Origin of the sequence: Streptomyces roseoviridis (assembly GCF_039535235.1) — a bacterium.
GTDB classification, from domain to species: Bacteria; Actinomycetota; Actinomycetes; order Streptomycetales; family Streptomycetaceae; genus Streptomyces; species Streptomyces roseoviridis.
Window position 1 is genome coordinate 6,611,017 of sequence record NZ_BAAAWU010000001.1, and the last position, 21,489, is coordinate 6,632,505.

At 73.1% G+C, this 21,489-nt stretch carries 22 protein-coding genes; 7 read left to right on the forward strand and 15 right to left on the reverse strand.

Translation table 11 applies throughout. From position 1 onward, the window contains the following. Positions 1-83: 83 nt before the first annotated feature. The 4 genes from ABD954_RS29930 to ABD954_RS29945 form a co-directional block, all read right to left on the reverse strand. Positions 84-1,037: a cytochrome c oxidase assembly protein gene (locus tag ABD954_RS29930; RefSeq protein WP_345490731.1), complete on the reverse strand. Its 954-nt coding sequence runs from the start codon at positions 1,035-1,037 to the stop codon at positions 84-86. 105 nt (positions 1,038-1,142) lie between these two features. Continuing rightward, positions 1,143-2,171, reverse strand: a complete 1,029-nt coding sequence (locus tag ABD954_RS29935; protein WP_345490733.1) for a 6-phosphofructokinase — start codon at positions 2,169-2,171, stop codon at positions 1,143-1,145. A 198-nt stretch (positions 2,172-2,369) separates the two neighbouring features. Beyond that, positions 2,370-3,098, reverse strand: coding sequence for a type 1 glutamine amidotransferase (locus ABD954_RS29940; RefSeq protein ID WP_345490735.1), 729 nt, complete (start codon positions 3,096-3,098; stop codon positions 2,370-2,372). 32 nt (positions 3,099-3,130) lie between these two features. After that, positions 3,131-4,372 carry a Mur ligase family protein gene (locus tag ABD954_RS29945; protein ID WP_345490737.1) on the reverse strand — a complete coding sequence of 414 codons (1,242 nt, stop codon included), beginning with the start codon at positions 4,370-4,372 and terminating at the stop codon, positions 3,131-3,133. Between the two features lie 114 nt (positions 4,373-4,486). On the opposite strand from ABD954_RS29945, the gene def reads away from it, so the two are divergent. Next, the gene (gene def, locus ABD954_RS29950) at positions 4,487-5,047 is read left to right on the forward strand and encodes a peptide deformylase (protein WP_345490739.1); all 561 of its coding nucleotides are present in this window, start codon (positions 4,487-4,489) and stop codon (positions 5,045-5,047) included. Positions 5,048-5,223: 176 nt separating this feature from the next. On the opposite strand, the gene ABD954_RS29955 is transcribed toward def, so the two are convergent. After that, positions 5,224-5,874: a TetR/AcrR family transcriptional regulator gene (locus ABD954_RS29955; protein WP_345490741.1), complete on the reverse strand. Its 651-nt coding sequence runs from the start codon at positions 5,872-5,874 to the stop codon at positions 5,224-5,226. A gap of 175 nt (positions 5,875-6,049) precedes the next feature. Between ABD954_RS29955 and ABD954_RS29960 the strand changes: the two genes are divergently transcribed. Then, positions 6,050-7,273, forward strand: coding sequence for an acyl-CoA dehydrogenase family protein (locus ABD954_RS29960; protein WP_345490743.1), 1,224 nt, complete (start codon positions 6,050-6,052; stop codon positions 7,271-7,273). Positions 7,274-7,298: 25 nt separating this feature from the next. Here the strand turns inward: ABD954_RS29960 and ABD954_RS29965 are convergent, their stop codons facing one another. Then, complete coding sequence (locus ABD954_RS29965; protein WP_345490745.1) at positions 7,299-7,766, reverse strand: VOC family protein; 468 nt, start codon at positions 7,764-7,766, stop codon at positions 7,299-7,301. A gap of 115 nt (positions 7,767-7,881) precedes the next feature. On the opposite strand from ABD954_RS29965, the gene ABD954_RS29970 reads away from it, so the two are divergent. Then, positions 7,882-9,237 carry a cytochrome P450 gene (locus ABD954_RS29970; protein ID WP_345490747.1) on the forward strand — a complete coding sequence of 452 codons (1,356 nt, stop codon included), beginning with the start codon at positions 7,882-7,884 and terminating at the stop codon, positions 9,235-9,237. Between the two features lie 10 nt (positions 9,238-9,247). On the opposite strand, the gene ABD954_RS29975 is transcribed toward ABD954_RS29970, so the two are convergent. From ABD954_RS29975 to ABD954_RS30000, 6 genes are all read right to left on the reverse strand, one after another. Further along, positions 9,248-11,005: an alpha/beta hydrolase gene (locus ABD954_RS29975; protein WP_345490749.1), complete on the reverse strand. Its 1,758-nt coding sequence runs from the start codon at positions 11,003-11,005 to the stop codon at positions 9,248-9,250. Positions 11,006-11,146: 141 nt separating this feature from the next. Then, positions 11,147-12,508 (reverse strand): sensor histidine kinase, encoded by a 1,362-nt coding sequence (locus ABD954_RS29980; protein WP_345490751.1) that lies wholly within the window; start codon positions 12,506-12,508, stop codon positions 11,147-11,149. A gap of 47 nt (positions 12,509-12,555) precedes the next feature. Beyond that, positions 12,556-13,227 carry a response regulator transcription factor gene (locus ABD954_RS29985; protein WP_345490753.1) on the reverse strand — a complete coding sequence of 224 codons (672 nt, stop codon included), beginning with the start codon at positions 13,225-13,227 and terminating at the stop codon, positions 12,556-12,558. Between the two features lie 36 nt (positions 13,228-13,263). Then, complete coding sequence (locus ABD954_RS29990) at positions 13,264-13,467, reverse strand: DUF2795 domain-containing protein (RefSeq protein ID WP_345490755.1); 204 nt, start codon at positions 13,465-13,467, stop codon at positions 13,264-13,266. Between the two features lie 90 nt (positions 13,468-13,557). Next, a complete protein-coding gene (locus ABD954_RS29995) occupies positions 13,558-14,328 on the reverse strand; it encodes a putative protein N(5)-glutamine methyltransferase (RefSeq protein WP_345490757.1) in 771 nt (256 codons plus the stop codon). Beyond that, positions 14,321-14,803: a glutathione peroxidase gene (locus ABD954_RS30000; protein WP_345490759.1), complete on the reverse strand. Its 483-nt coding sequence runs from the start codon at positions 14,801-14,803 to the stop codon at positions 14,321-14,323. The genes ABD954_RS29995 and ABD954_RS30000 overlap by 8 nt, the downstream gene beginning before the upstream one ends. 36 nt (positions 14,804-14,839) lie before the next feature. Here ABD954_RS30000 and ABD954_RS30005 point away from each other — a divergent pair, with 36 nt between their 5' ends. Continuing rightward, positions 14,840-15,058, forward strand: a complete 219-nt coding sequence (locus tag ABD954_RS30005) for a DUF6011 domain-containing protein (RefSeq protein ID WP_345490761.1) — start codon at positions 14,840-14,842, stop codon at positions 15,056-15,058. Between the two features lie 88 nt (positions 15,059-15,146). On the opposite strand, the gene ABD954_RS30010 is transcribed toward ABD954_RS30005, so the two are convergent. Both ABD954_RS30010 and ABD954_RS30015 read right to left on the reverse strand, forming a co-directional pair. Further along, complete coding sequence (locus ABD954_RS30010) at positions 15,147-16,010, reverse strand: acyl-CoA thioesterase (protein ID WP_345490763.1); 864 nt, start codon at positions 16,008-16,010, stop codon at positions 15,147-15,149. A 92-nt stretch (positions 16,011-16,102) separates the two neighbouring features. Beyond that, a complete protein-coding gene (locus ABD954_RS30015; protein ID WP_345490765.1) occupies positions 16,103-18,676 on the reverse strand; it encodes a DEAD/DEAH box helicase in 2,574 nt (857 codons plus the stop codon). Between the two features lie 96 nt (positions 18,677-18,772). Between ABD954_RS30015 and ABD954_RS30020 the strand changes: the two genes are divergently transcribed. After that, a complete protein-coding gene (locus tag ABD954_RS30020; RefSeq protein WP_345490767.1) occupies positions 18,773-19,564 on the forward strand; it encodes a metal-dependent hydrolase in 792 nt (263 codons plus the stop codon). Positions 19,565-19,648: 84 nt separating this feature from the next. On the opposite strand, the gene ABD954_RS30025 is transcribed toward ABD954_RS30020, so the two are convergent. Next, on the reverse strand, positions 19,649-20,113 hold the full coding sequence (locus ABD954_RS30025; RefSeq protein WP_345490769.1) for an Lrp/AsnC family transcriptional regulator: 465 nt from the start codon (positions 20,111-20,113) through the stop codon (positions 19,649-19,651). Between the two features lie 93 nt (positions 20,114-20,206). On the opposite strand from ABD954_RS30025, the gene ABD954_RS30030 reads away from it, so the two are divergent. Both ABD954_RS30030 and ABD954_RS30035 read left to right on the forward strand, forming a co-directional pair. Next, a complete protein-coding gene (locus ABD954_RS30030) occupies positions 20,207-21,019 on the forward strand; it encodes an LLM class flavin-dependent oxidoreductase (RefSeq protein WP_345490771.1) in 813 nt (270 codons plus the stop codon). Next, positions 21,016-21,450 (forward strand): nucleoside deaminase, encoded by a 435-nt coding sequence (locus tag ABD954_RS30035; RefSeq protein WP_345490772.1) that lies wholly within the window; start codon positions 21,016-21,018, stop codon positions 21,448-21,450. The genes ABD954_RS30030 and ABD954_RS30035 overlap by 4 nt, the downstream gene beginning before the upstream one ends. Positions 21,451-21,489 lie beyond the last annotated feature (39 nt).

Here is a 21,489-nt window from a genome sequence, read left to right on the forward strand (position 1 = left end):
CGAAGCCATGGTGACCCCGGGACGGGGGCGTGCGCCACCCCTGGGACCGCGCGCCCGCGCGCCCGTGCCCCCGGGGGCGCTCTCTACCGGCCGCCGCCTGTGCGCAGCGAGGCCAGATACGCGTTGTACGCCTCCAGCTCCTTGTCGCCGTCCCGGTCCGCGGCCCGGTCCTTGCGGACCGCCTGCCGCTGCTCGGAGTGGTACCACTGGTAGACCAGCGCGATCAGCACCAGCACGGACGGGATCTCGCTGAACGCCCACGCGATGCCGCCGGCCGCGTGCTGGTCGGCCAGGGCGTCGATGCCGAGCGAGGCCGGCGGGTTCTCGTAGGCCCGCACCATCGGCTCGCTGGCCATCATCAGCGCGATGCCGAAGAAGGCGTGGAAGGGCATGCCCGCGAACAGTTCCAGCATCCGCATCACATAGCCCGGCCGGTGCGGGCCCGGGTCGACGCCCATGATCGGCCAGAAGAAGACCAGGCCCACCATGAGGAAGTGGACCATCATCCCGATGTGGCCCGGCTTGGACTCCATGAGGAAGTCGAACAGCGGCGTGAAGTACAGCCCGTACAGGCTCGCGATGAACATCGGGATCGTGAACGCCGGGTGCGTGATGATCCGCATGTACCGGCTGTGCAGCAGCTTGAGCAGCAGTTCGCGCGGCCCCGTCGAGCCCCGGCCGGCCACCGGCAGCGCCCGCAGCGCGAGCGTCACCGGCGCGCCGAGCAGCAGCAGGATCGGCGACAGCATGGAGATCACCATGTGCTGCACCATGTGCACGCTGAACATGACCATGCCGTAGTCGTTGAGCTTCGTGCACATCACCAGGGCGATCGACAGCACGCCCACCGCGAAGAACACCGTCCGGCTCACCGGCCAGGCGTCCCCGCGCCCCCGCAGCCGCGCCACGCCCCACCCGTACAGACCGAGCGCGGCCAGGCACCCGACCAGGAAGAACAGGTCGGGGGAGAACTCCAGGGCCCGCCCCAGCGTGAACGGCGGCAGATCCATGGTCATGCCGTGTCCGCCGTGATCCATCTGTCTACTCCTGGAGCCCGATTCGCGCTTGTTGTCCGCACCAGACTAGAACCGCCCCCGGCCGCGTCGGCGACCGGGGGCGGTTCACACGCGTCGGAGGACCGCTCAGAGCACGGTCTCGGCCTCGTCGTAGCGCTCGGCCGGGACCGTCTTCAGGCTCTCCACGGCCGCCGCCAGCGGGACCAGCTCGATGTCGGTGCCGCGCAGCGCCGTCAGCATGCCGAAGTCGCCGCGGTGCGCCGCCTCCACCGCGTGCCAGCCGAAGCGGGTCGCGAGGACGCGGTCGTACGCGGTCGGGGTGCCGCCGCGCTGCACGTGGCCGAGGATCACCGGCCGGGCCTCCTTGCCGAGGCGCCGCTCCAGCTCGACGGAGAGCTGGTTGGCCACCCCGGTGAAGCGCTCGTGGCCGTAGATGTCCTTGCCGGCGGTCTTGAAGTCCATGGAGGAGCCCTCGCGGGGCTTCGCGCCCTCGGCGACCACGACGATCGCGAAGCGCTTGCCGTCCTCGAAACGGGCACCGACCCGGGCGGTCAGCTCGTCGATGTCGAAGGGGCGCTCGGGCACCACGATGGCGTGGGCGCCGGCGGCCATGCCGGAGTGCAGCGCGATCCAGCCGGTGTGGCGGCCCATGACCTCGACGATCAGCACGCGCTGGTGGGACTCGGCGGTGGTCTTCAGCCGGTCCAGGGCCTCGGTCGCCACGGTGACGGCGGTGTCGAAGCCGAAGGTGACGTCGGTCGAGGCGATGTCGTTGTCGATGGTCTTCGGCACTCCGACGATCGGCAGACCGGCCTCGGAGAGCAGGTTCGCCGCCTTCAGGGTGCCCTCGCCGCCGATCGGGATGATCGCGTCGATGCCCAGGTCGGCGACGTGGCCCTTGGCCCGCTCGACGCCGTCGACCAGATGGGCGGGCTGCACGCGGGAGGAGCCGAGGATGGTGCCGCCGCGGGCGAGGATGCCGTTCACCGCGTCGAGGTCCAGCCTGCGGTAGTCCGCCTCCAGCAGGCCCTTCCAGCCGTCGTGGAAGCCGATGACCTCGTCACCGTGGTCGACGACGGCGCGGTGCACGACGGAACGGATGACGGCGTTCAGACCGGGGCAGTCTCCGCCGGAGGTGAGCACACCAATGCGCATAGCCCAAAAACCTTTGCAACGTGGGCCGACTCCCGGACCACGTCGTCCGGCTGGATCCCCGCCACCCTATCGGTGCCGGGTGGCGGGGCCGAACCGGATGTCCGCGGATTGGACACCGTCTTTACTTGCGCATCTCCTGTGCGTATAGGCGCTCAGACGTGCGGCGCGTGGCCGGGCGTCCGGCGGTGCGACGGGCCGTCAGGCGGGCTGCGTGGCCGCCGCGATGCGCTCGGCGCGCAGCGCCTCGTACCAGCGGTCGTCCGTCGGCGGCAGCGCGTTCACGTCGAGCGCCAGCTTCAGGAGCAGGTCCGCGATCTGCGGGTTCCGCGCCATGACCGGGCCGTGCATGTACGTGCCGAAGACGGTGTCGTTGTACGCGCCCTCCGTGCCGTCGCCGGTGCCGTTGCCCTTGCCGAACACGGTCCGGGCGAACGGGCGGGCGGTCGGGCCGAGGTGGGTGACGCCCTGGTGGTTCTCGAAGCCGGTGAGCTGGGGCAGGCCCAGCTGCGGGTCGATGTCGCCCAGCACGTCGCCGACGCAGCGGGCGCCCTCGCCGCGGACCGTGGTCACGTCGAGCAGGCCGAGGCCGGCCTGGCGCTCGCCGACGTCGTTGACGAACTCGTGGCCCAGGATCTGGTAGCCGGCGCACACCGAGAAGATGATCGCGCCGTTGGCGGCGGCCCGGCTCAGGCCGCCGTCGCGGAGCAGCCGCTCCGCCGCCAGGCGCTGCGGGCGGTCCTCGCCGCCGCCGATCAGGTAGATGTCGCCGGAGGTGGGCACCGGCTGGTCGCTGCGCACGTCGACGCGCTCGACGCTGAGGCCGCGCTGGCGGGCACGGCGCTCGACGACGAGGACGTTGCCCTGGTCGCCGTAGGTGCTGAGCAGGTCCGGGTAGACCCAGACCAGACGCAGGCTGCTGTCAGTCATGCTGCGAGTCCCTTTGCGAAGGTCGAGTCGGGTCAGTTGCCGACGCGGCGGCGGACGTCCTGGAAGGCGGTGTAGTTGGCGATCAGCTCGATCTGGCCGGGCGGCGCCACCGTGACGGCCTCGTCGAGCGTCTCGCACACGCGGAAGTCCACGCCCGCGACCTCCAGGCGGACCGCGAGGTCCAGCTTTCGGTCGCCGATCACCATGATCGGGTGGCCGGCCAGGCGTCCGTAGTCCACGTCCCACAGCCAGGAGGTGTCCGTGCCGTCGGCGCCGCGCGCGTTGACGGACAGGATCACCGGGGTCGGCGGCTGGTCGATCAGGGAAAACGTTTCGAGCCAGCCGGCCGGGTTCTTCGCGAGCAGCAGCCGCAGCTCACGGCCCTGGAAGGAGACCACGTCGTAGCGGCCGGCGACGGCCTGCACCTGGTACATGCGCTCCAGGGCGACCTGCGGCGGCACCCCGAAGACCGCGGCGACCGCGGCGGAGGTGGCGGCGTTGGCCTTGTTGGCGCGGCCGGGCAGCTGGAGGTGGATCGGCCAGGCCGAACCGTGCGGGTCGAGCACGTGGTCGCCGCTGAGCGCCCAGCTCGGCGCGGGACGGCGGAAGCCGCACTCGCCGCAGAACCAGTCGTCGCCGGGGCGCTGGAGCACACCGCCGCAGGCGGGGCAGGACCAGGCGTCGTCCTTCCACTCCTGGCCGACGGCGACCCACACCACGTTGGGGGAGGAGGAGGCGGCCCACACGATCAGCGGGTCGTCGGCGTTGGCGATCACGACGGCCTTGGTGCCGTTGAGGCCCTCGCGCCACTTCTCGGCCAGCATCCGGGTCTCCGCGGCGCGGTCGAGCTGGTCGCGGGAGAGGTTGAGCAGCGCGATCGCCTTGGGCGTGGTGTCCCGGGCGACGCCGGCGAGGTACTTCTCGTCGACCTCGATGACGCCGTAGCGGGCGTCCGAGCCGCCGGCCAGGGCGGAGGTGATGCCGGCGGGCATGTTGGCGCCGAGCGCGTTCGACACGACCGGGCCGCTGGCGCGCAGCGCCTCGGCGATCAGTCGGGTCGTGGTGGTCTTTCCGTTGGTCGCCGACACGAGCACGACGTCCAGATGCTGCGCGAGCCGCCCCAGCAGATCGGGGTCGAGCTTCAGCGCGACCCGGCCGCCGATCACCGATCCGCTGCCGCGTCCCGCTGCCCGCGACACCGCGGCGGCGGCCTTGCCCGCCGTCACGGCCAGCTTGGCGCGCGGCGACAGCGGCTCCGAGTTGCTGCCTGACATCGTCCTTGTTCCTCCTTGCGTCGGTCCGGGCTCAGCCTATCGAGATCCGGCCAGCAGCCCGAACCACGGCACCGCGCCACGACCGGGCTGACCCCTGAACGTACCCTTGCGCCCATGCGAAACCGCCTGATCCCCGGCACTTCCGGCCACGTCCGAGCGATGACCCTGCTCGGCGAACCGGTGCTGCACACCCCCTGCGAGACCGTCACCGACTTCGGACCGGAGCTGGCCCGGCTGGTCGAGGACATGTTCGCGACGATGTACGCGGCGAACGGCGTGGGCCTGGCCGCCAACCAGGTGGGCGTGGGGCTGCGGGTCTTCGTCTACGACTGCCCGGACGACGAGGACGTCCGGCACCTGGGCCACGTGGTCAATCCGCGCCTGGTGGCGGCGGACGGGGACCTCTTCAGCGGCCCGGAGGGCTGTCTGTCGCTGCCCGGTCTCGAGGCCCCGACCCCGCGCTTCGACCGCGCGGTCGTCGAGGGCGTCCGCACGGACGGCACTCCGGTCCGGATCGAGGGCACCGGCTTCTTCGCCCGCTGCCTCCAGCACGAGTGCGACCACCTGCGGGGCGGGGTCTACGCCGACCACGTCACCGGCCGGGCCCGGCGCCGGCTGCTCCGGGCGATCCGGAAGGAGCCGTGGGGGAGCGGCGCGGGAGTGCTGGAGGGGTGAGCCGGGGACGGCGCCCGCGACGGCGGCCCGGCCGGGACGTCGCCGGGCGAGCCGACGGGGGCGCCGGGGGAACGGCTTCGGGCGCGCGGAGGCCCACGAGGCGCGAGGGGGCCGAGCACGGTCGCGGTCGCGAGCCCGGCTCGAAGCCCCCTGAGGCGAGGGAGGCCGGAAAGACGTCAGAAGCCGGGGCCGTCCGCGCGGTCCTGGGCGCCGGCCAGCCGGCCCCACAGGACGTCCGCCAGGGCGCGCACCAACTCCGCGCGCGAGCAGGGGCGTTCGCCGAGCCACCAGTCACCGGCGGCGTGCATCATGCCGACGATCCCGTGCCCCCAGATCCGCGCCTGCGCCTCGCCGCCCGGTCCCAGGTCGATGCGCTCGGCGATGACCTGGCCGAGCTCCTCGCCCATGCGGCGCAGCAGCGGGGCGGAGTGGCGGCCGACGTCGAAGCCCTGCTCGGACTGGTGGGACTCCTCGGCGGGGTGCATGAGGAAGCGGTAGACCTGCGGCATGGCCTCGATGGAGGCCAGATAGGTGTCGAGGGTGGCCTCCACCCGCTGCCGCCGGTCGGCGGGCGCGTCGAGCGCGGCCCGGAGCGCCGAGAGCAGGGCGTCGGTGTGCCGGGTGGCGAGGGCGCGGTAGAGCCCGCCCTTGTCGCCGAAGTGGCGGTACAGGATCGGCTTGGTGATGCCCGCCTCGGCGGCGATCGCGTTCATGGAGGCCTTGGGGCCGTCCCGGAGCACCACGCGGTCCGCCGCCTCCAGCAGCTCGCGACGCCGTTGGTCGGCCGGCTTCTGCTGGTCGGTGGTGGTCCGGTGTGTGGTGTCCATAAGCGTGTCTCCCCGCCCGTACGAATTCCTGAGGCTTGTCGCAACGTAACACCCGGGCGGCACCCCGTGCCGTCCGGCCGTCGCCCGGCAGGAAGCGCTCCGGTGCTGGTTGACAGCCTCTACCCACCGGTAACAGACTGCTGTTACCGCAAGTAACATATCGCTGGGAGGGACCATGGCCGAGTTCACGCTCGAGCTCAACGACGACCAGAAGCAGGTGCGCGACTGGCTCCACGGCTTCGCGGCCGACGTGATGCGCCCCGCGGCCGCCGAGTGGGACGAGCGCGAGGAGACGCCCTGGCCGATCATCCAGGAAGCCGCCAAGCTCGGAATCTACTCCCTCGACTTCTACGCGCAAGCGTTCTTCGACCCCACCGGCCTCGGCATCCCGATGACCATGGAGGAGCTCTTCTGGGGCGACGCCGGAATCGCCCTGTCCATCGTCGGCACCGGCCTCGCCGCCGTCGGCGTCCTCGCCAACGGCACCGAGGAGCAGATCGGCACCTGGGTCCCCCAGATGTACGGCGACGCCGACGACGTCAAGGTCGCCGCCTTCTGCTCCTCCGAGCCCGACGCCGGCTCCGACGTCGCCTCCATGCGCACCCGCGCCGTCTACGACGAGGCCAAGGACGAGTGGGTGCTCAACGGCACCAAGACCTGGGCGACCAACGGCGGCATCGCGAACGTCCACGTCGTCGTCGCCGTCGTCGACCCCGAGCTCGGCTCCAAGGGCCACGCCTCCTTCATCGTGCCGCCGAACACCCCCGGTCTCTCCCAGGGCCAGAAGTTCCAGAAGCACGGCATCCGCGCCTCCCACACCGCCGAGGTCGTCCTGGAGGACGTCCGCGTCCCCGGCCACTGCCTGCTCGGCGGCAAGGAAAAGCTCGACGAGCGCCTCGCCCGCGCCCGCGAGAAGGCGAAGAGCGGGGACAGGGTCAAGAACGCCGCCATGGCCACCTTCGAGGCCTCCCGGCCCGCCGTCGGCGCCATGGCCGTCGGCACCGCCCGCGCCGCCTACGAGGTCGCCCTCGACTACGCCAAGACCCGCGAGCAGTTCGGCCGCCCGATCATCGACAACCAGGGCGTCGCCTTCCAGCTCGCCGACATGCGCACCCAGATCGACGCCGCCCGCCTCCTCGTCTGGCGCGCCTCCTGGATGGCGACCGCCGGCAAGCCCTTCACCTCCGCCGAGGGCTCGATGTCCAAGCTGTACGCGAGTGAGGTCGCCAAGAAGGTCACCGCCCAGGCCATCCAGATCCTCGGCGGCAACGGCTACACCCGTGAGTACCCGGTCGAGCGCATGCACCGCGACGCCGCGATCTACACGATCTTCGAAGGCACGAGCGAGATCCAGCGCCTCGTCATCGCCCGCACCCTCTCGGGCATGCCGATCCGCTGACGCACCACGGACCGGGCCGGAGGGCTCACACCACACAGAACTCGTTGCCCTCGGGGTCCTGGAGCACCACCGCGTAGTAGTCCATGCCCTCCGGCTCGTCCCTCGTGCACAGCACCGAGGCGCCCAGCTCCGTCAGCCGGGCCACCTCGGTGTCCACGCGCGCGCGGCGGACGGCGAGCGGCACCCCCCGGCCACCGCCCACCTTCAGGTCCAGATGCAGCCGGTTCTTGACCGTCTTGGGCTCCGGCACCTGCTGAAACCAGACCCGGGGACCGGCTCCCTTCGGATCCACGATCGACTCCGGCAGCTCCCCGGCGCCGTCCTCCAGCTCGTCCTCGGGCACGCCGATCGCCCGCCAGTAGGCGTTCCAGCTCGGGTGGCCGTCCGGCGGCGGCTCCGGCACGTAGTGGAGGGCCTCTGCCCAGAAGGCGACCAGGCGCCGGGGCTCGGCGCAGTCCACCGTCAACTGCACGGTCATCTCGGGTGCGTCCATGAGGGCAGCCTCGCAGACCCCACTGACAACGCTCCCGCCCCGGGGGCCGACGCGCCGCCTACCGGCCGGTCACCTCCTGGGGCACAATCACCACGCCGCACGTTCACAGGGGGACATGACGATGGCGATACCCGAACTCACCGGGCTTCCACTGCTCGGCTCACTGCTCGACCTCAGGAACGACTCGCTCGGCACCTTCCTGAAGGCCCGGCGCGACCACGGGGACGTCGTCCGGATCACGGCGGGGCCGCCCGGCATGCGGGGCGTGGTCCACTGCGTGTTCTCCGCCGAGGGCGCCCAGCAGGTCCTCGCCGGCGACGCCGCCAACTTCCGCAAGGACAACGCCTTCTACCAGGAGATCCGCGAGTCCTTCGGCAACGGACTGCTCACCAGTCAGGACGACGACTACCTGCGCCAACGCCGCCTCGTCCAACCGCTCTTCACCCGCCGCGGCGTCGACACCTACGCCGGTGCCGTCGCCGCCGAGGTCACCCGGCTCACCGACGGCTGGCAGGAGCGGGCCGAGGACACCGTCGACGTCGTCCACGAGATGACCGGGCTCGCCCTGCGGGCCGTCGCCCGCATCCTGTTCGGCACCGACGTCGAGGAGGCCGTCGGCATCGTCGAGCGCTGCTTCCCGGTCCTCGGCGCCTACGTCTCCAGCCGCGGCTTCGCGCCCCGCAAGCTCCCGCGCGACTGGCCCACCCCCGGCAACCGGCGCGCCGCCGCGGCCCACGAGGAGCTGTACGCCGTCTGCGACCGGATCATCGCCGAGCGGCGGGCGGCCGGGACGAGCGGGACGGGACGGGACCTGCTGACCCTCCTGGTCGCCGCCGGAAGCGACGAGGACGGCGGCTTCGACGCGGCCGAACTGCGCGAGCAGGTCCTGGTGTTCCTGCTCGCCGGCCACGAGACCACCGCCACCTCCATGGGCTTCGCGCTGCACCTGCTCGCCCGCCACCCCGAGGAGCAGAAGCGCGCCCACGAGGAGATCGACCGGGTGCTCGCCGGCCGCACGCCCGGGGCCGAGGACCTCGACGCGCTGCCCCACCTCACCCGGGTCCTCAAGGAGGCCATGCGGCTCTTCCCGGCCGCCCCGGCCATCGGACGCCGGGCCGTCGCCGCCACCGAGATCGGCGGCCACCTGATCCCCGCCGGCGCGGACGTCATCGTCTCCCCGTGGGTGACCCACCGTCACCCGCGCTACTGGGACGACCCCGAGCGCTTCGACCCCGACCGCTTCACCCCCGAGGCCGAGGCCGCCCGCCCCCGCTACGCCTGGTTCCCCTTCGGCGGCGGCCCGCGCGCCTGCATCGGCCAGCACTTCTCGATGCTGGAGTCGGTGATCGCCCTGGCGATGATCCTCCAGTCCTACGAGCTGGAGGCCGTCGACACCCACGTCCCGCTGGGCTCCGCGATCACCCTCCAGGCCCTCGGCCCGGCCCGCTGCCGACTGAGGGCCCGTACCTGACCGGGGTGCGTCAGCCGGAACAGGTGGTGCCGGGGCGGACCTTCACCAGATCGACCAGATACGCCTCGACCGCGCGGTCGACGCAGGCGTTCCGGCCGTAGCCGGTGTGGCCCGCCGCCTCGAAGGACAGCAGCATGCCGCCGGGGAACTGCCGCGCCAGGCTCACCGCCTCCTCGTAGGGCGTCGCCGGGTCGCCGGCCGTGCCCACGACGAGGACCGGAGGCACACCGTCGGCCTTCACCCGGTGCGGCCGCTGGCGCCCGGCCGGCCAGTCCTTGCAGACCAGTTCGCCGGTCACGCCGGTGGTGCCGTACGCACCGGCCGCCCGGTGCGCCGCGTCGAGGGCGTCCCAGTAGGCCCGCTCGTCGCGGGGGTGGGGCACGTCGAGGCAGTTGACGGCGATCAGCGCCGCTTCGGAGTTGTCCTCCGGCACGTCGGGCCCGTCGGACTCGGACGGCTCGGACGGCTCGGACGGCTCGGACGGCTCGGACGGCTCGGACGGCTCGGACGGCTCGGCGGGGCGGGCGGTTCCGGTGGGTCCGCCGGGCCCGTCCGGTGCGGCGGACCCCGCGGTGCCGCCGGAGGGGTCCCCCTCGCCCGCCGCGTCGTCCTCCTCGCCCTCCTCCGGCTCCGCGGCCAGCGCCGCCAGCGCCGTGCCGTCCCCCTCGTCGGCGGCGCGCAGCGCCGCCGAGAGGTCCTCCCACTGCTCCTCCGGCGTGTACATGGACAGGGCGAGCGCCGCGACCACACCGGAGGCGTCGAGACCCTCGGCGGAGCCGTCGACCGGCAGCGGCGCGCGCTCCGTCCGCTCGACCAGGCGGTCGATCAGGGCACGTATCTCCTCGGGCGTGGCACCGGGACAGCCGTCGCCGACCGTGTCCGCGCAGGAGACCGCGTAGTCCTCGACGGCCTTCCGGAAGCCCCTGGACTGGCTCAGCGCGCGCTGCCGCCAGTCGAGCGCCGGATCGACCGCCCCGTCCAGGACCATCGCCCGCACCCGGCGCGGGAACTGCTCGGCGTACGAGGTGCCCAGGCTCGTGCCGTACGACCAGCCGACGTACGTCAGCCTCCGCTCGCCCAGCGCCGCCCGCAGCACGTCCAGGTCCCGGGCCGCGTCGTCTGTCCCCACGTGCGGCAGCAGCGGGCCGCTGGCCTTCCGGCAGGCCGCGGCCGTCGCCCGCGCGTCGGCGACGGCGGCGGCCCGTTCGGCCGCCGTACGCGGGTGGAGCGCGACCGGGCCGCCGGCCGTGCCGTCCCCGTCCGGCTCCTCCTCCCCGGCCGTACGGCAGGTCAGGGCGGGCCGGCTCTCCCCGACCCCGCGCGGATCGAACGCCACGACGTCGAACCGTTCCCGCACGCCTCGCCCCAGGTCCTCGGCGAGCCCGTCCCGGAGGGCCTGCACGCCGCGCTCGCCCGGTCCGCCGGGGTTGAAGACGAGCGCCCCGGCCCGGCGTCCCGCGGCGGACGCGGCGGCCTTCGCCACCGGCAGCACGAAGGTCCGGCCGTCGCCGGGACGGGAGTAGTCCATCGGCACGGTGAGCGAGGCGCAGAGCAGCTCGCCGCAGTCCCGCCAGGCGAGCTCCTGCCCGTAGAAGCGCCGCAGGTCCGGACGCTCGGCCGGATCGGCGGCGGACGCGGCGCCGGGTCCCGGCCGACCCCGTTCGGGTCCCGGCCCGGCCGTGCACGCGGCCAGGGAGGCGGCGCCGAGGACGGCGAGGGCGACGACGAGAGCCGGACGACGACGGCGGCGGGCGTGGGCGCGGATCACGGGGAACTCTCCTTGGGTGGTCGGTCCACCGAAGGATCACGCGCGCATGCTGAGGTTTTCCTGAGGCCGTCCGCCCTCCGTCCCTCCGTCCCTCCGTCCCTCCGTCCCTCCGTCCGTCCGTCCGGCCGTCGGGCCGGCACGTCAGAGGGACGTCGGGAGCCGCAGGACGAACCGGGCGCCGCCCAGGGCGCCCCGGTCGGCGGTGAGCGTGCCGCCGTGGGCACGGGCGACCCAGGACGCGATGGACAGACCGAGTCCCGTGGAGCCCGAGCCGCTGCGGAAGCGGTCGAACAGCGCGCCCGCCACCTCGGGCGGCAGGCCGGGCCCCGCGTCCTCGACCGTCACCGTCCCGTCGGCCGCCACCGCGACCCGCACGTCCGCCGGCCGGCCCGGGGCGTGGCCGTGGGCGAGCGCGTTGCCGAGCAGATTGGCCACGGCCCGGCGCACCAGGTCGGGATCGGCGACGACGACCGTGTCCTCGGTCTCGACGCGGACCCGATGGCCCTCGGTGGGCGCCTCCTCGACCACGGCCTCCACCAGCTGGTCGAGGCGCAGCGGCTGGCGCGCGGGCGCGGCCGTGCCGGACATCAGCCGGGCCCGGGTGAGCAGCCCGTCGACCAGCCGGCCCATGCCCTCGGCCAGGCGCAGGGTGCGCCGGTGCACGTCCGCGCTGTCCGTCTCGCCGCGCAGGGCCGTCTCGGCGAGGGTCCGCAGCGACGCCGCCGGGGTCCGCAGGTCGTGCGCCGCGTCCGCGAGGAACGCCTCCTGCTGGGCCAGGGCCTCCAGGGCCGGGCGGACCGCCCGCCCCGACAGCACGTGGCCCACCGCGGCGGACAGCAGCACGAGCAGCGCACAGCCGCCCGTGACCAGCCACACCAGGCGCCGGTGGTCGTCCTGCTGCGCGGTCGCGTCGGCCACGGTCACCAGGACGCCCTGCGGGGCGTCGTCCGCCGCGGCCTCGGCGTCGTAGAACGGCATCGCGAACACCCGTACGGGCGAGCCGTCCGTGGAACGCCGGTCGAAGGCCCGTACGTCCTCGGCGTCCACCGCCGCGCGGCCGGCCGCCAGGACCACGGCACGGTCCACGGCCTGACACGGCCTGGCCGGGGCGTGCCGCACGGTCAGACGGCCGGGACCGTCGGTGGCCTCGGGGAGCGGGCTGCCCGGGGAGTCCGGGGCCCGGGATCCGTCCGGAGGGTCGTGGGCGTCCGGGGCGCCCGGCGGGTCCGCGGCGTCCGGGGGCTCCCCGCCGGACACCAGGAGCACCGTCAGCGGCGGACAGTCGATGTTCATCGTGTCGACGAGGACGGACGTGTCGAGCCGCCCGTCCGCGTCCGTCTCCAGCAGTCCCAGGGCCCAGCTGGTGTCCGCGTCCATCGCGTGATCGAGCTGTTCGCGCCAGCGCCCGCTGTCGCTGCGCACCGCGAGTACGGCCATCGTGATCAGGCCGAGCGCGCTGGTCAGCGCGAACAGCAGACTGATCTGCCGGCGCAGCCGCAGCACCCGCTCCGTGGGCGTCAGCGCCCCCGGGCGGCGAGCGCGGCCCCGCCTCACCGCGCCCCGTCCGGCGCGAGCCGGTAACCGACCCCGCGCACGGTGTGGATCAGTGGCGGATCGCCGAGCTTGCGGCGCAGCTGCGAGACCAGCACCTCCAGCACGTTCGACTGCGGCTCGGCCATCTCGTCCCAGCAGCTCTCGATCAGCGTCGCGCGGGAGACCGCCTGGTCGGCGTGGGCGGCGAGGACCTCGAGCACGGCGAACTCCCGGCCCGTGAGGGTCAGCAGCACGCCGGCGCGCCGGACGAGCCGGCGCGCCGTGTCGATCTCCAGGTCACCGACGCGGTGCACCGGAGGACGGACCACCGCGGCACGGCGGCACAGGCTCCGCACCCGGGCGACCAGCTCGGGCACCGCGAACGGCTTGACCAGGTAGTCGTCGCCGCCGCTCGCGAAACCCTCCACCCGGTCGGCGACGGTGTCGCGCGCGGTCAGGAACAGCACCGGCACGCCCCGGCCGCCGCGCCGCAGCCCCTCCACATAGGTGGCGGCGTCCCCCGAAGGCAGCATCCGGTCGAAGACGGCGCAGTCGTACGCGGTGACGAACAGCGCCTCGTCCGCCTGCGGCAGATCGCCCGCCTCGTCGACGGCGAGACCGGCGGCCCGCAACGCGGCGGCCACCCCGAACCGGAGGTTCTCGTCGTCCTCGACCAGCAGTACACGCACGCCGCCCACCCTAACCAGCAGCCCCCCCGGCGGCGGTCAGCCGCCGTCGCCGCCGGAGAACAGGGCCTTCTGGACGTCGTCGGGTCCGTCGTAGCGCTTCGTCCCGGACGAGCGCAGCCGCTGCACCACCTCGTCGCCGGCGCCGTTGTCCCGCGCCAGGGACACCAGGTCGTCGGCGCTCGCCGGGTACTCCGCGCCCTTCAGCGCCTTCTGCACGTCGATGGGGCTGACGTCGGCCATGATCACCGGCCTCCTCTCGTATCGCTCTTCCCGCCGGGGCGGATCGCGTGGCGGCTGCCCGGAATCCGCCGGCGGATGCGAGGAGGCGGGTCAGGAATTCCGGCTCGCCACGATCACCGTCGCGTACAGGTCCTCGTCCTCGACGACCCGGGCGGTCAGGCCCTGGGCGGTGACGGCCGCCAGGGCGTCGGCGGCCTGGCGCTCGCTGGTCTCCGACAGCAGGTGCCCGCCCGGGGCCAGCCAGTGGACCGCCTCGGCGGCGACGCGGCGCAGCACGTCCAGACCGTCCGATCCGCCGTCCAGGGCGACCAGCGGCTCGTGGTCGCGGGCCTCGGGCGGCAGGAAGGGGACGTCGCCGCTCGGGACGTACGGGACGTTGGCGACCAGGACCTCGACCCGGCCGCGCAGCCCGCCCGGCAGCGGGGCGAAGAGGTCTCCCTCGTGCACCCGCCCGCCGCGCGGCTCCACGTTGCGGCGGGCGCAGCGGACCGCGGCCGGTTCGATGTCGGACGCGTGCACCTCGGCACCCTCGACGGCGTCGAGCAGCACCGCGGCCGCCGCGCCGGAGCCGCAGCACAGGTCGACGCATACGGCGCCCGGCCGGGCCAGCGACACCGCCTGCCGCACCAGGAACTCCGTACGCCGGCGCGGGACGAACACCCCGCCGTCCACCTCGATCCGCAGCCCCGCGAACTCGGCCCAGCCCACCACGTGTTCCAGCGGCAGGCCCGCGGCCCGCCGCTCGACCATCGCGTCGAGCTCGGCCGGACCGGCGGCGGCCAGGGCGAGCAGCTCCGCCTCCTCCTCGGCGAAGACGCAGCCCGCGGCCCGCAGCCGCTCCACCACCCCCGGCTCAGACAAGCTGGGCCTCGATGGCCGCCACGACCTCGGGGGCGTCGGGCTCGGTGCGCGGGCGGAAACGGGTGACGACGCCGTCACGGCCGATGAGGAACTTCTCGAAGTTCCACTGGACGTCCCCCGCCTCGCCGTCGGCGTCCGCCACCCGCGTCAGCTCCGCGTACAGCGGGTGCCGTCCGGCGCCGTTCACGTCCGTCTTCTCCAGGAGCGGGAACGTCACGCCGTACGTCACCGAGCAGAAGGTCCCGATCTCCTCGGCGCTGCCCGGCTCCTGGCCCGCGAACTGGTTGCACGGCACGCCGAGGACGGTGAAGCCGCGCTCCCCGTACTCCTTCTGCAGCCGTTCGAGAGCGGCGTACTGCGGGGTGAGACCGCACTTGGACGCCACGTTCACGACGAGGACGGCCCGGTCGCGGAAATCGGCGAGCGAGAGCGGCTCACCGGTGAGGGTCTTCAGCGGAATGTCGTACAGGCTCATGCACAGCTCCTCGTGGGGATGAGGTTTGATCTCAGCATGGGTGACGAACCGCTGGCAATCGAGATCGGCCCCGCCCCGGAGACGGGGGAGGGGCCGCACCGTGTGTGGTGCCGGCTGTGCGGGCGCCCGCTGACCGGTGCGGAGTCCCGCCGCACCGGCCTCGGCCCCGCCTGCGACGCCAAGCTCCACCCGCCGGGCCCGGACATCCGCACCCGGCGGCACGAGGTCGCGCAGGACACCCTGCCCGGTCTGTGAGACGCCCTGCTCTGTGAGGCGGCCGGGCCGCGATACGCCCTGGTCCGTGGAGATGGCCGGTCGCGAGACGGCCTGGCCGGGAGACCGGCTACAGCTTCCGGAACAGGCCCTCCTGGACCACCGACACCAGCAGCCGGCCCTCGCGGTCGTAGATCCGGCCGCGGGCGAGGCCCCGCCCGCCCGTCGCGATCGGCGACTCCTGGTCGTACAGGAACCACTCGTCGGCCCTGAACGGCCGGTGGAACCACATCGCGTGGTCCAGGGACGCCATGTCGAAGCCCCGCGGCCCCCAGAGCGGCTCGACGGGAATGCGCACCGCGTCGAGCAGGGTCATGTCGGAGGCGTACGTCAGCGCGCAGGTGTGGACCAGCGGGTCGTCGCCCAGCGGCCCGACCGCCCGCATCCACACGGCGCTGCGCGGGTCCGCGTCCGTGACCTCCTCCTTCGTCCAGCGCAGGCGGTCCACGTACCGGATGTCGAAGGGCTGGCGGCGGGCCATCCGCTCCAGCGCCTCCGGCAGCGAGCCCAGGTGGTCGCGGATCTCGTCCGCGAGGTTCGGCAGGGTCTCCGGATCGGTGAGGTGCCGGGGCGGCAGCTGGTGCTCGAAGGCGCCCTCCTCCGGGAGGTGGAAGGAGGCCGTCAGGTTGAAGATCGTCCGGCCCTCCTGGACCGCGGTGACCCGCCGGGTGGTGAAGGACCGCCCGTCGCGCACCCGCTCCACCTGGTAGACGATCGGCACGCCCGGGCGGCCCGGCCGCAGGAAGTAGGCGTGCAGGGAGTGCACCGGGCGGTCGCCGTCCACGGTGCGGCCGGCCGCCACCAGGGCCTGGCCCGCGACCTGCCCGCCGAAGACCCGCTGGAGCGACTCCTGAGGGCTGCGGCCGCGGAAGATGTTCACCTCGATCCGCTCCAGATCGAGCAGGTCCACAAGCCTCTCGGCGGGACTGGTCACCTCGTGCTCCTCCCGTGCTGACGACGGCTGCCCGGCGACAGCCGCCCCACTACACCCGTGCCACCGCCCCCGTGCCGTGCCGGGGCCGTGCTCTACAGCTGCCCGACCGACGTCACGCGGACGACGGCCCGGCCCTCCTCGTCCGAGGCCGCCAGGTCCACCTCGGCGCTGATGCCCCAGTCATGGTCGCCGTTCGGATCCGCGAAGGTCTGCCGGACGCGCCACAGACCGTGCGCCGGGTCCTCCTCGATCGACAGCAGCTTCGGGCCGCGCGCGTCCGGACCGGTGCCGAGGTCGTCGTACTCGTCCCAGTACGCGTCCATCGCCTCGCCCCACGCCTCGGCGTCCCAGCCGGACTCCGCGTCCAGCTCGCCCAGCTCGCCCACGTGGTCCAGCGCCGCCAGCTCCACCCGCCGGAACATCGCGTTGCGCACCAGGACCCGGAAGGCGCGCGCGTTCGCCGTGACCGGCTTGACCTGGTCGGCCTTCTCCTGGGCCTCCTCGGCGGTCTCCACCTCCGGGTTGGCCAGCTGCTCCCACTCGTCGAGCAGCGAGGAGTCGACCTGCCGCACCATCTCGCCCAGCCAGGCGATCAGGTCCTCCAGGTCCTCCGTCTTCAGGTCGTCAGGGATCGTGTGGTCCAGCGCCTTGTACGCGCTCGCCAGATAGCGCAGCACGATGCCCTCGGTGCGCGCCAGCTCGTAGAACGAGGTGAACTCCGTGAACGACAGCGCCCGTTCGTACATGTCGCGGATGACGGACTTCGGCGACACCGGGTGGTCACCGACCCACGGGTGCGACTTCCGGTACACGTTGTACGCGTGCCAGAGCAGCTCCTCCAGCGGCTTCGGGTACGTGATCTCCTGGAGCCGCTCCATGCGCTCCTCGTACTCGACGCCGTCGGCCTTCATCGCGCCGACCGCCTCGCCGCGCGCCTTGTTCTGCTGCGCGGCCAGGATCTGGCGCGGGTCGTCGAGGGTCGACTCGACCACCGACACCATGTCCAGGGCGTACGACGGCGACTCCGGGTCCAGCAGGTCGAAGGCCGCGAGCGCGAACGTCGACAGCGGCTGGTTGAGCGCGAAGTCCTGCTGGAGGTCCACCGTCAGGCGGATCGTGCGGCCCTCGGCGTCCGGCGCGTCCAGCTGCTCCACGACCCCGCCGTCGAGCAGCGAGCGGTAGATCGCGATGGCTCGGCGGATGTGCCGCAGCTGCGCCTTGCGCGGCTCGTGGTTGTCCTCCAGGAGCTTGCGCATCGCCTCGAAGGCGTTGCCCGGACGGGCGATCACCGAGAGCAGCATGGTGTGGGTGACGCGGAAGCGGGAGGTCAGCGGCTCCGGCTCGGAGGCGATCAGCTTCTCGAAGGTGTTCTCCGACCAGGCGACGAAGCCCTCCGGGGCCTTCTTCCTGACCACCTTGCGGCGCTTCTTCGGGTCGTCGCCGGCCTTGGCGAGCGCCTTCTCGTTCTCGATGACGTGCTCGGGGGCCTGCGCCACCACGAGACCGGCCGTGTCGAAGCCGGCCCGGCCCGCCCGGCCCGCGATCTGGTGGAACTCACGGGCCCGCAGCGTGCGCACCCGGTTGCCGTCGTACTTCGTCAGGGCCGTGAACAGCACCGTACGGATGGGGACGTTGACGCCGACCCCGAGGGTGTCCGTGCCGCAGATCACCTTCAGCAGGCCCGCCTGTGCCAGCTTCTCCACGAGCCGCCGGTACTTCGGCAGCATGCCCGCGTGGTGCACGCCGATGCCGTGCCGGACGTAGCGGGAGAGGTTCTTGCCGAACTTGGTGGTGAACCGGAAGTTGCCGATCATCTCGGCGATGGCGTCCTTCTCCTCGCGCGAGCACATGTTGATGCTCATCAGCGACTGCGCGCGTTCCACGGCCTGCGCCTGCGTGAAGTGGACGATGTAGACCGGTGCCTGCTTGGTCTGCAGCAGCTCGGTGAGGGTGTCGGTGATCGGGGTGAGCCGGTACTCGTACGACAGCGGGACCGGCCGGGTCGCCGAGCGGACCACCGCCGTCGGCCGGCCGGTGCGCCGGGTGAGGTCCTGTTCGAACATCGACACGTCGCCGAGGGTGGCGGACATCAGGACGAACTGGGCCTGCGGGAGTTCCAGGAGCGGGATCTGCCAGGCCCACCCGCGGTCCTGCTCCGCGTAGAAGTGGAACTCGTCCATGACGACCTGGCCGATGTCGGCCTGCCTGCCGTCGCGCAGCGCGATCGAGGCCAGGACCTCGGCCGTGCAGCAGATGACCGGCGCGTCCGCGTTCACGGAGGCGTCGCCGGTCAGCATGCCGACGTTCTCCGTGCCGAAGATCTTGCACAGGTCGAAGAACTTCTCCGACACCAGCGCCTTGATCGGCGCCGTGTAGAAGGTCACCTGGTCATTGGCCAGGGCGGTGAAGTGCGCACCCGCCGCGACCAGCGACTTTCCCGAACCGGTCGGGGTGGACAGGATCACGTTGGCCCCGGAGACCACCTCGATCAGCGCCTCCTCCTGGGCCGGGTAGAGCGTGATGCCCCGGCCCTCCGCCCATGAGGAGAAGGACTCGAAAAGGGCATCGGGGTCGGCGGTCGGCGGCAGCTGATCGATAAGGGTCACGCCCCCATCTTGCCTGGATTCCCCCCGGATGAGGGAACCGGCCGCCGGCAGCAAGATCACGGAGGATAGGCTGGCCCGTCGGCCGGCGGTGCGAACGGTGGCCCGACCGGCCGTCAAGTGGACGCCGGCGCAGGTGGAACGGGGCGGGGAACGAACATGATGGGACCGGCGCACTCGCTGTCCGGAGCGGCGGCCTGGCTGGGCGTCGGAGCGGCGGCAGCGGCTTTCGGCCACCCGATGCCCTGGCCGGTCCTCGTCGTCGGCGCCCTCATCTGCGCGGGCGCGGCCCTCGCGCCCGACCTCGACCACAAGTCGGCGACGATCTCGCGCGCCTTCGGACCGGTCTCGCGGGGCCTGTGCGGGATCGTCGACAAGCTGTCGTACGCCGTCTACAAGGCCACCCGTTCCGCCGCCGACCCGCGCAGGTCCGGCGGACACCGGACCCTCACCCACACCTGGCTGTGGGCGGTCCTGATCGGGGCCGGCTGCTCCGTGGCCGCCGTGACCGGCGACCGCTGGGCGGTCCTGACGATCCTCTTCGTCCACCTCGTCCTCGCGGTCGAGGGCCTGCTGTGGCGCGCCGCGCGCATGTCCAGCGACGTCCTGGTCTGGCTGCTCGGCGCCACCAGCGCCTGGATCCTCGCGGGCGTCCTCGACCAGCCGGGCAACGGGTCGGACTGGCTCTTCACCGGCCCCGGCCAGGAGTACCTGTGGCTGGGCCTGCCCGTCGTCCTCGGCGCCCTCGTCCACGACATCGGCGACGCCCTGACGGTCTCCGGCTGCCCGATCCTGTGGCCCATCCCGGTCGGCCGCAAGCGCTGGTATCCCGTCGGCCCGCCCAGGGGCATGCGCTTCCGGGCGGGCAGCTGGGTGGAGCTGAAGGTCCTCATGCCGGCCTTCATGCTCCTCGGCGGCGTGGGCGGCGCCTCGGCGCTCGGCTTCCTGTAGGTCCGCCCCGGGCCGGCACCCGGCGCGCCCGGCAGCCGGGCGGCCCGCCCTGCCGCGGGCGTCGGACCGACGCCCGCCTCCCGGCTACCGTCCGGGGGCGGATCCGGGCCGGGCCGGTCCGCGCGACGGCAGCGTCTGCCGGTAGACGACGCTCGTCGTGGTGCTGCCGAAGCCCGCCAGCTCGTCCATGAGCGTCTCCAGGTGCTCCATGGACGTCGCGGCCACCTTCAGGGTGTAGCAGTCGTCGCCGGTGGTACGCAGGCACTCCAGGATCTCCCTGCGCTCGGCGAGCAGGCGCCGGAGCGGCTCGTGGCGGTTGCCCGGGTACTTGAGCCGGGCGAGGGCGAGCACCGGATAGCCGACCTTCGCCAGGTCGACCACGGCGTGGTAGCCGCTGATGACGCCGGCCGCCTCCAACTGGCGCACCCGCTCGGTGGTCGCCGACGGGCTGAGACTCACCCGCCGCCCCAGCTCGCTGAGCGAGATCCGGGCCTCCTGCTGCAACTGCTCGATGATCGCCCAGTCCACGGCGTCGAGATTCACGGTCATGTGCCGACGGTACCGGGAAAGTCACGGCGATCGGCCGCCATCGCAGGGAAGACCTTCTTCACTCGGTCATGATCACGGGGATAGCCTCCGGTCATGCGAATCGGCGTGAACGTACCGAACTTCGGCCCCGGGACGGACCCCGGCGTCCTGCGCGAGTGGGCCCTCACGGTGGAGGGGCTCGGCTACGACCTGCTCATGGTGTCGGACCACGTGGCCGTCACCCCCGACGTCGCCGAGCGGTACCCCGAACCGTTCCACGAGGTGTTCACCACGCTCTCCTGGCTCGCCGGCCTCACCACGCGCATACGGCTCGGCACCACCGTCCTGGTACTGCCGTACCGGCATCCGCTGCTCGTGGCACGGACCGCCGCCACTCTCGACCGGCTCAGCGGCGGCCGTCTGGTGCTCGGTGTGGGCGTCGGCTGGGCCCGCCAGGAGTTCGAGGCGCTCGACGTGCCCTTCTCGGCGCGCGGCCGGCTCACCGACGACGCCCTGCGCGCCCTGCGCCAGGCATGGCGGACGGACGCCGGGGCGGGCGCGGTGCCGATCTGGGTGGGCGGCAACAGCGAGGCGGGCATCCGCCGTGCCGTCCGCTTCGGCGACGCCTGGCACCCGCTGCGGGGCACGCTCGACTGGATGCGCTCGGTCGTGACCCGGTACGAGCTGCCCGGGTTCGCACCACGCATCGCCCTGCGGCGGACCGCCACACCGGTCGACGCGCCCGACCGCCCCGCCGGCGTCGGCACCCTCGAACAGATCCTGGACGACCTCGACCGGCTCGACCGGCTCGGCGCCCACACCGTCGTGCTCGACCCGTACCACGGCGACCCGGACGAGACCCGCAGACCCCAGCAGACCTGGCGGACTCTCACCGCCCTGGCCGACCACCGGAGGACAGCACCGTGATCACCCCTGCCGACGAGAGGCTGCTGCGCCGCGCGATCGAGATCGCCGCGCACGCCGTCACCCTGGGCGACGCGCCCTACGGCTCCCTGCTGGCCGGGCCCGACGGCACCGTCCTCGCCGAGGCCCACAACACCGTCCGGCGCGACGACGACATCACCGCCCACCCCGAACTGAAGCTGGCCCGGTGGGCGGCCCGCGAACTCGACCCCGACACGGCCGCGGACACCACCATGTACACCAGCTGCGAACCCTGCGGCATGTGCGCCGGCGCCATCGTCCGTTCCGGTCTCGGCCGCGTCGTCCACGCGCTGTCCACCGCTCAACTCATCGCGCTGAACCCCGGGTCGGGAGCCCGGCCCACGGTGCGGCAGGACGGCCCGGCCCTGTTCGACGCGGCCCGCGCACCGATCGAGGCCTACTACCGGGCCTGAGCCCGCGAGGGCGGGCCGCTGCCCGGGGTCGGAGCCTCC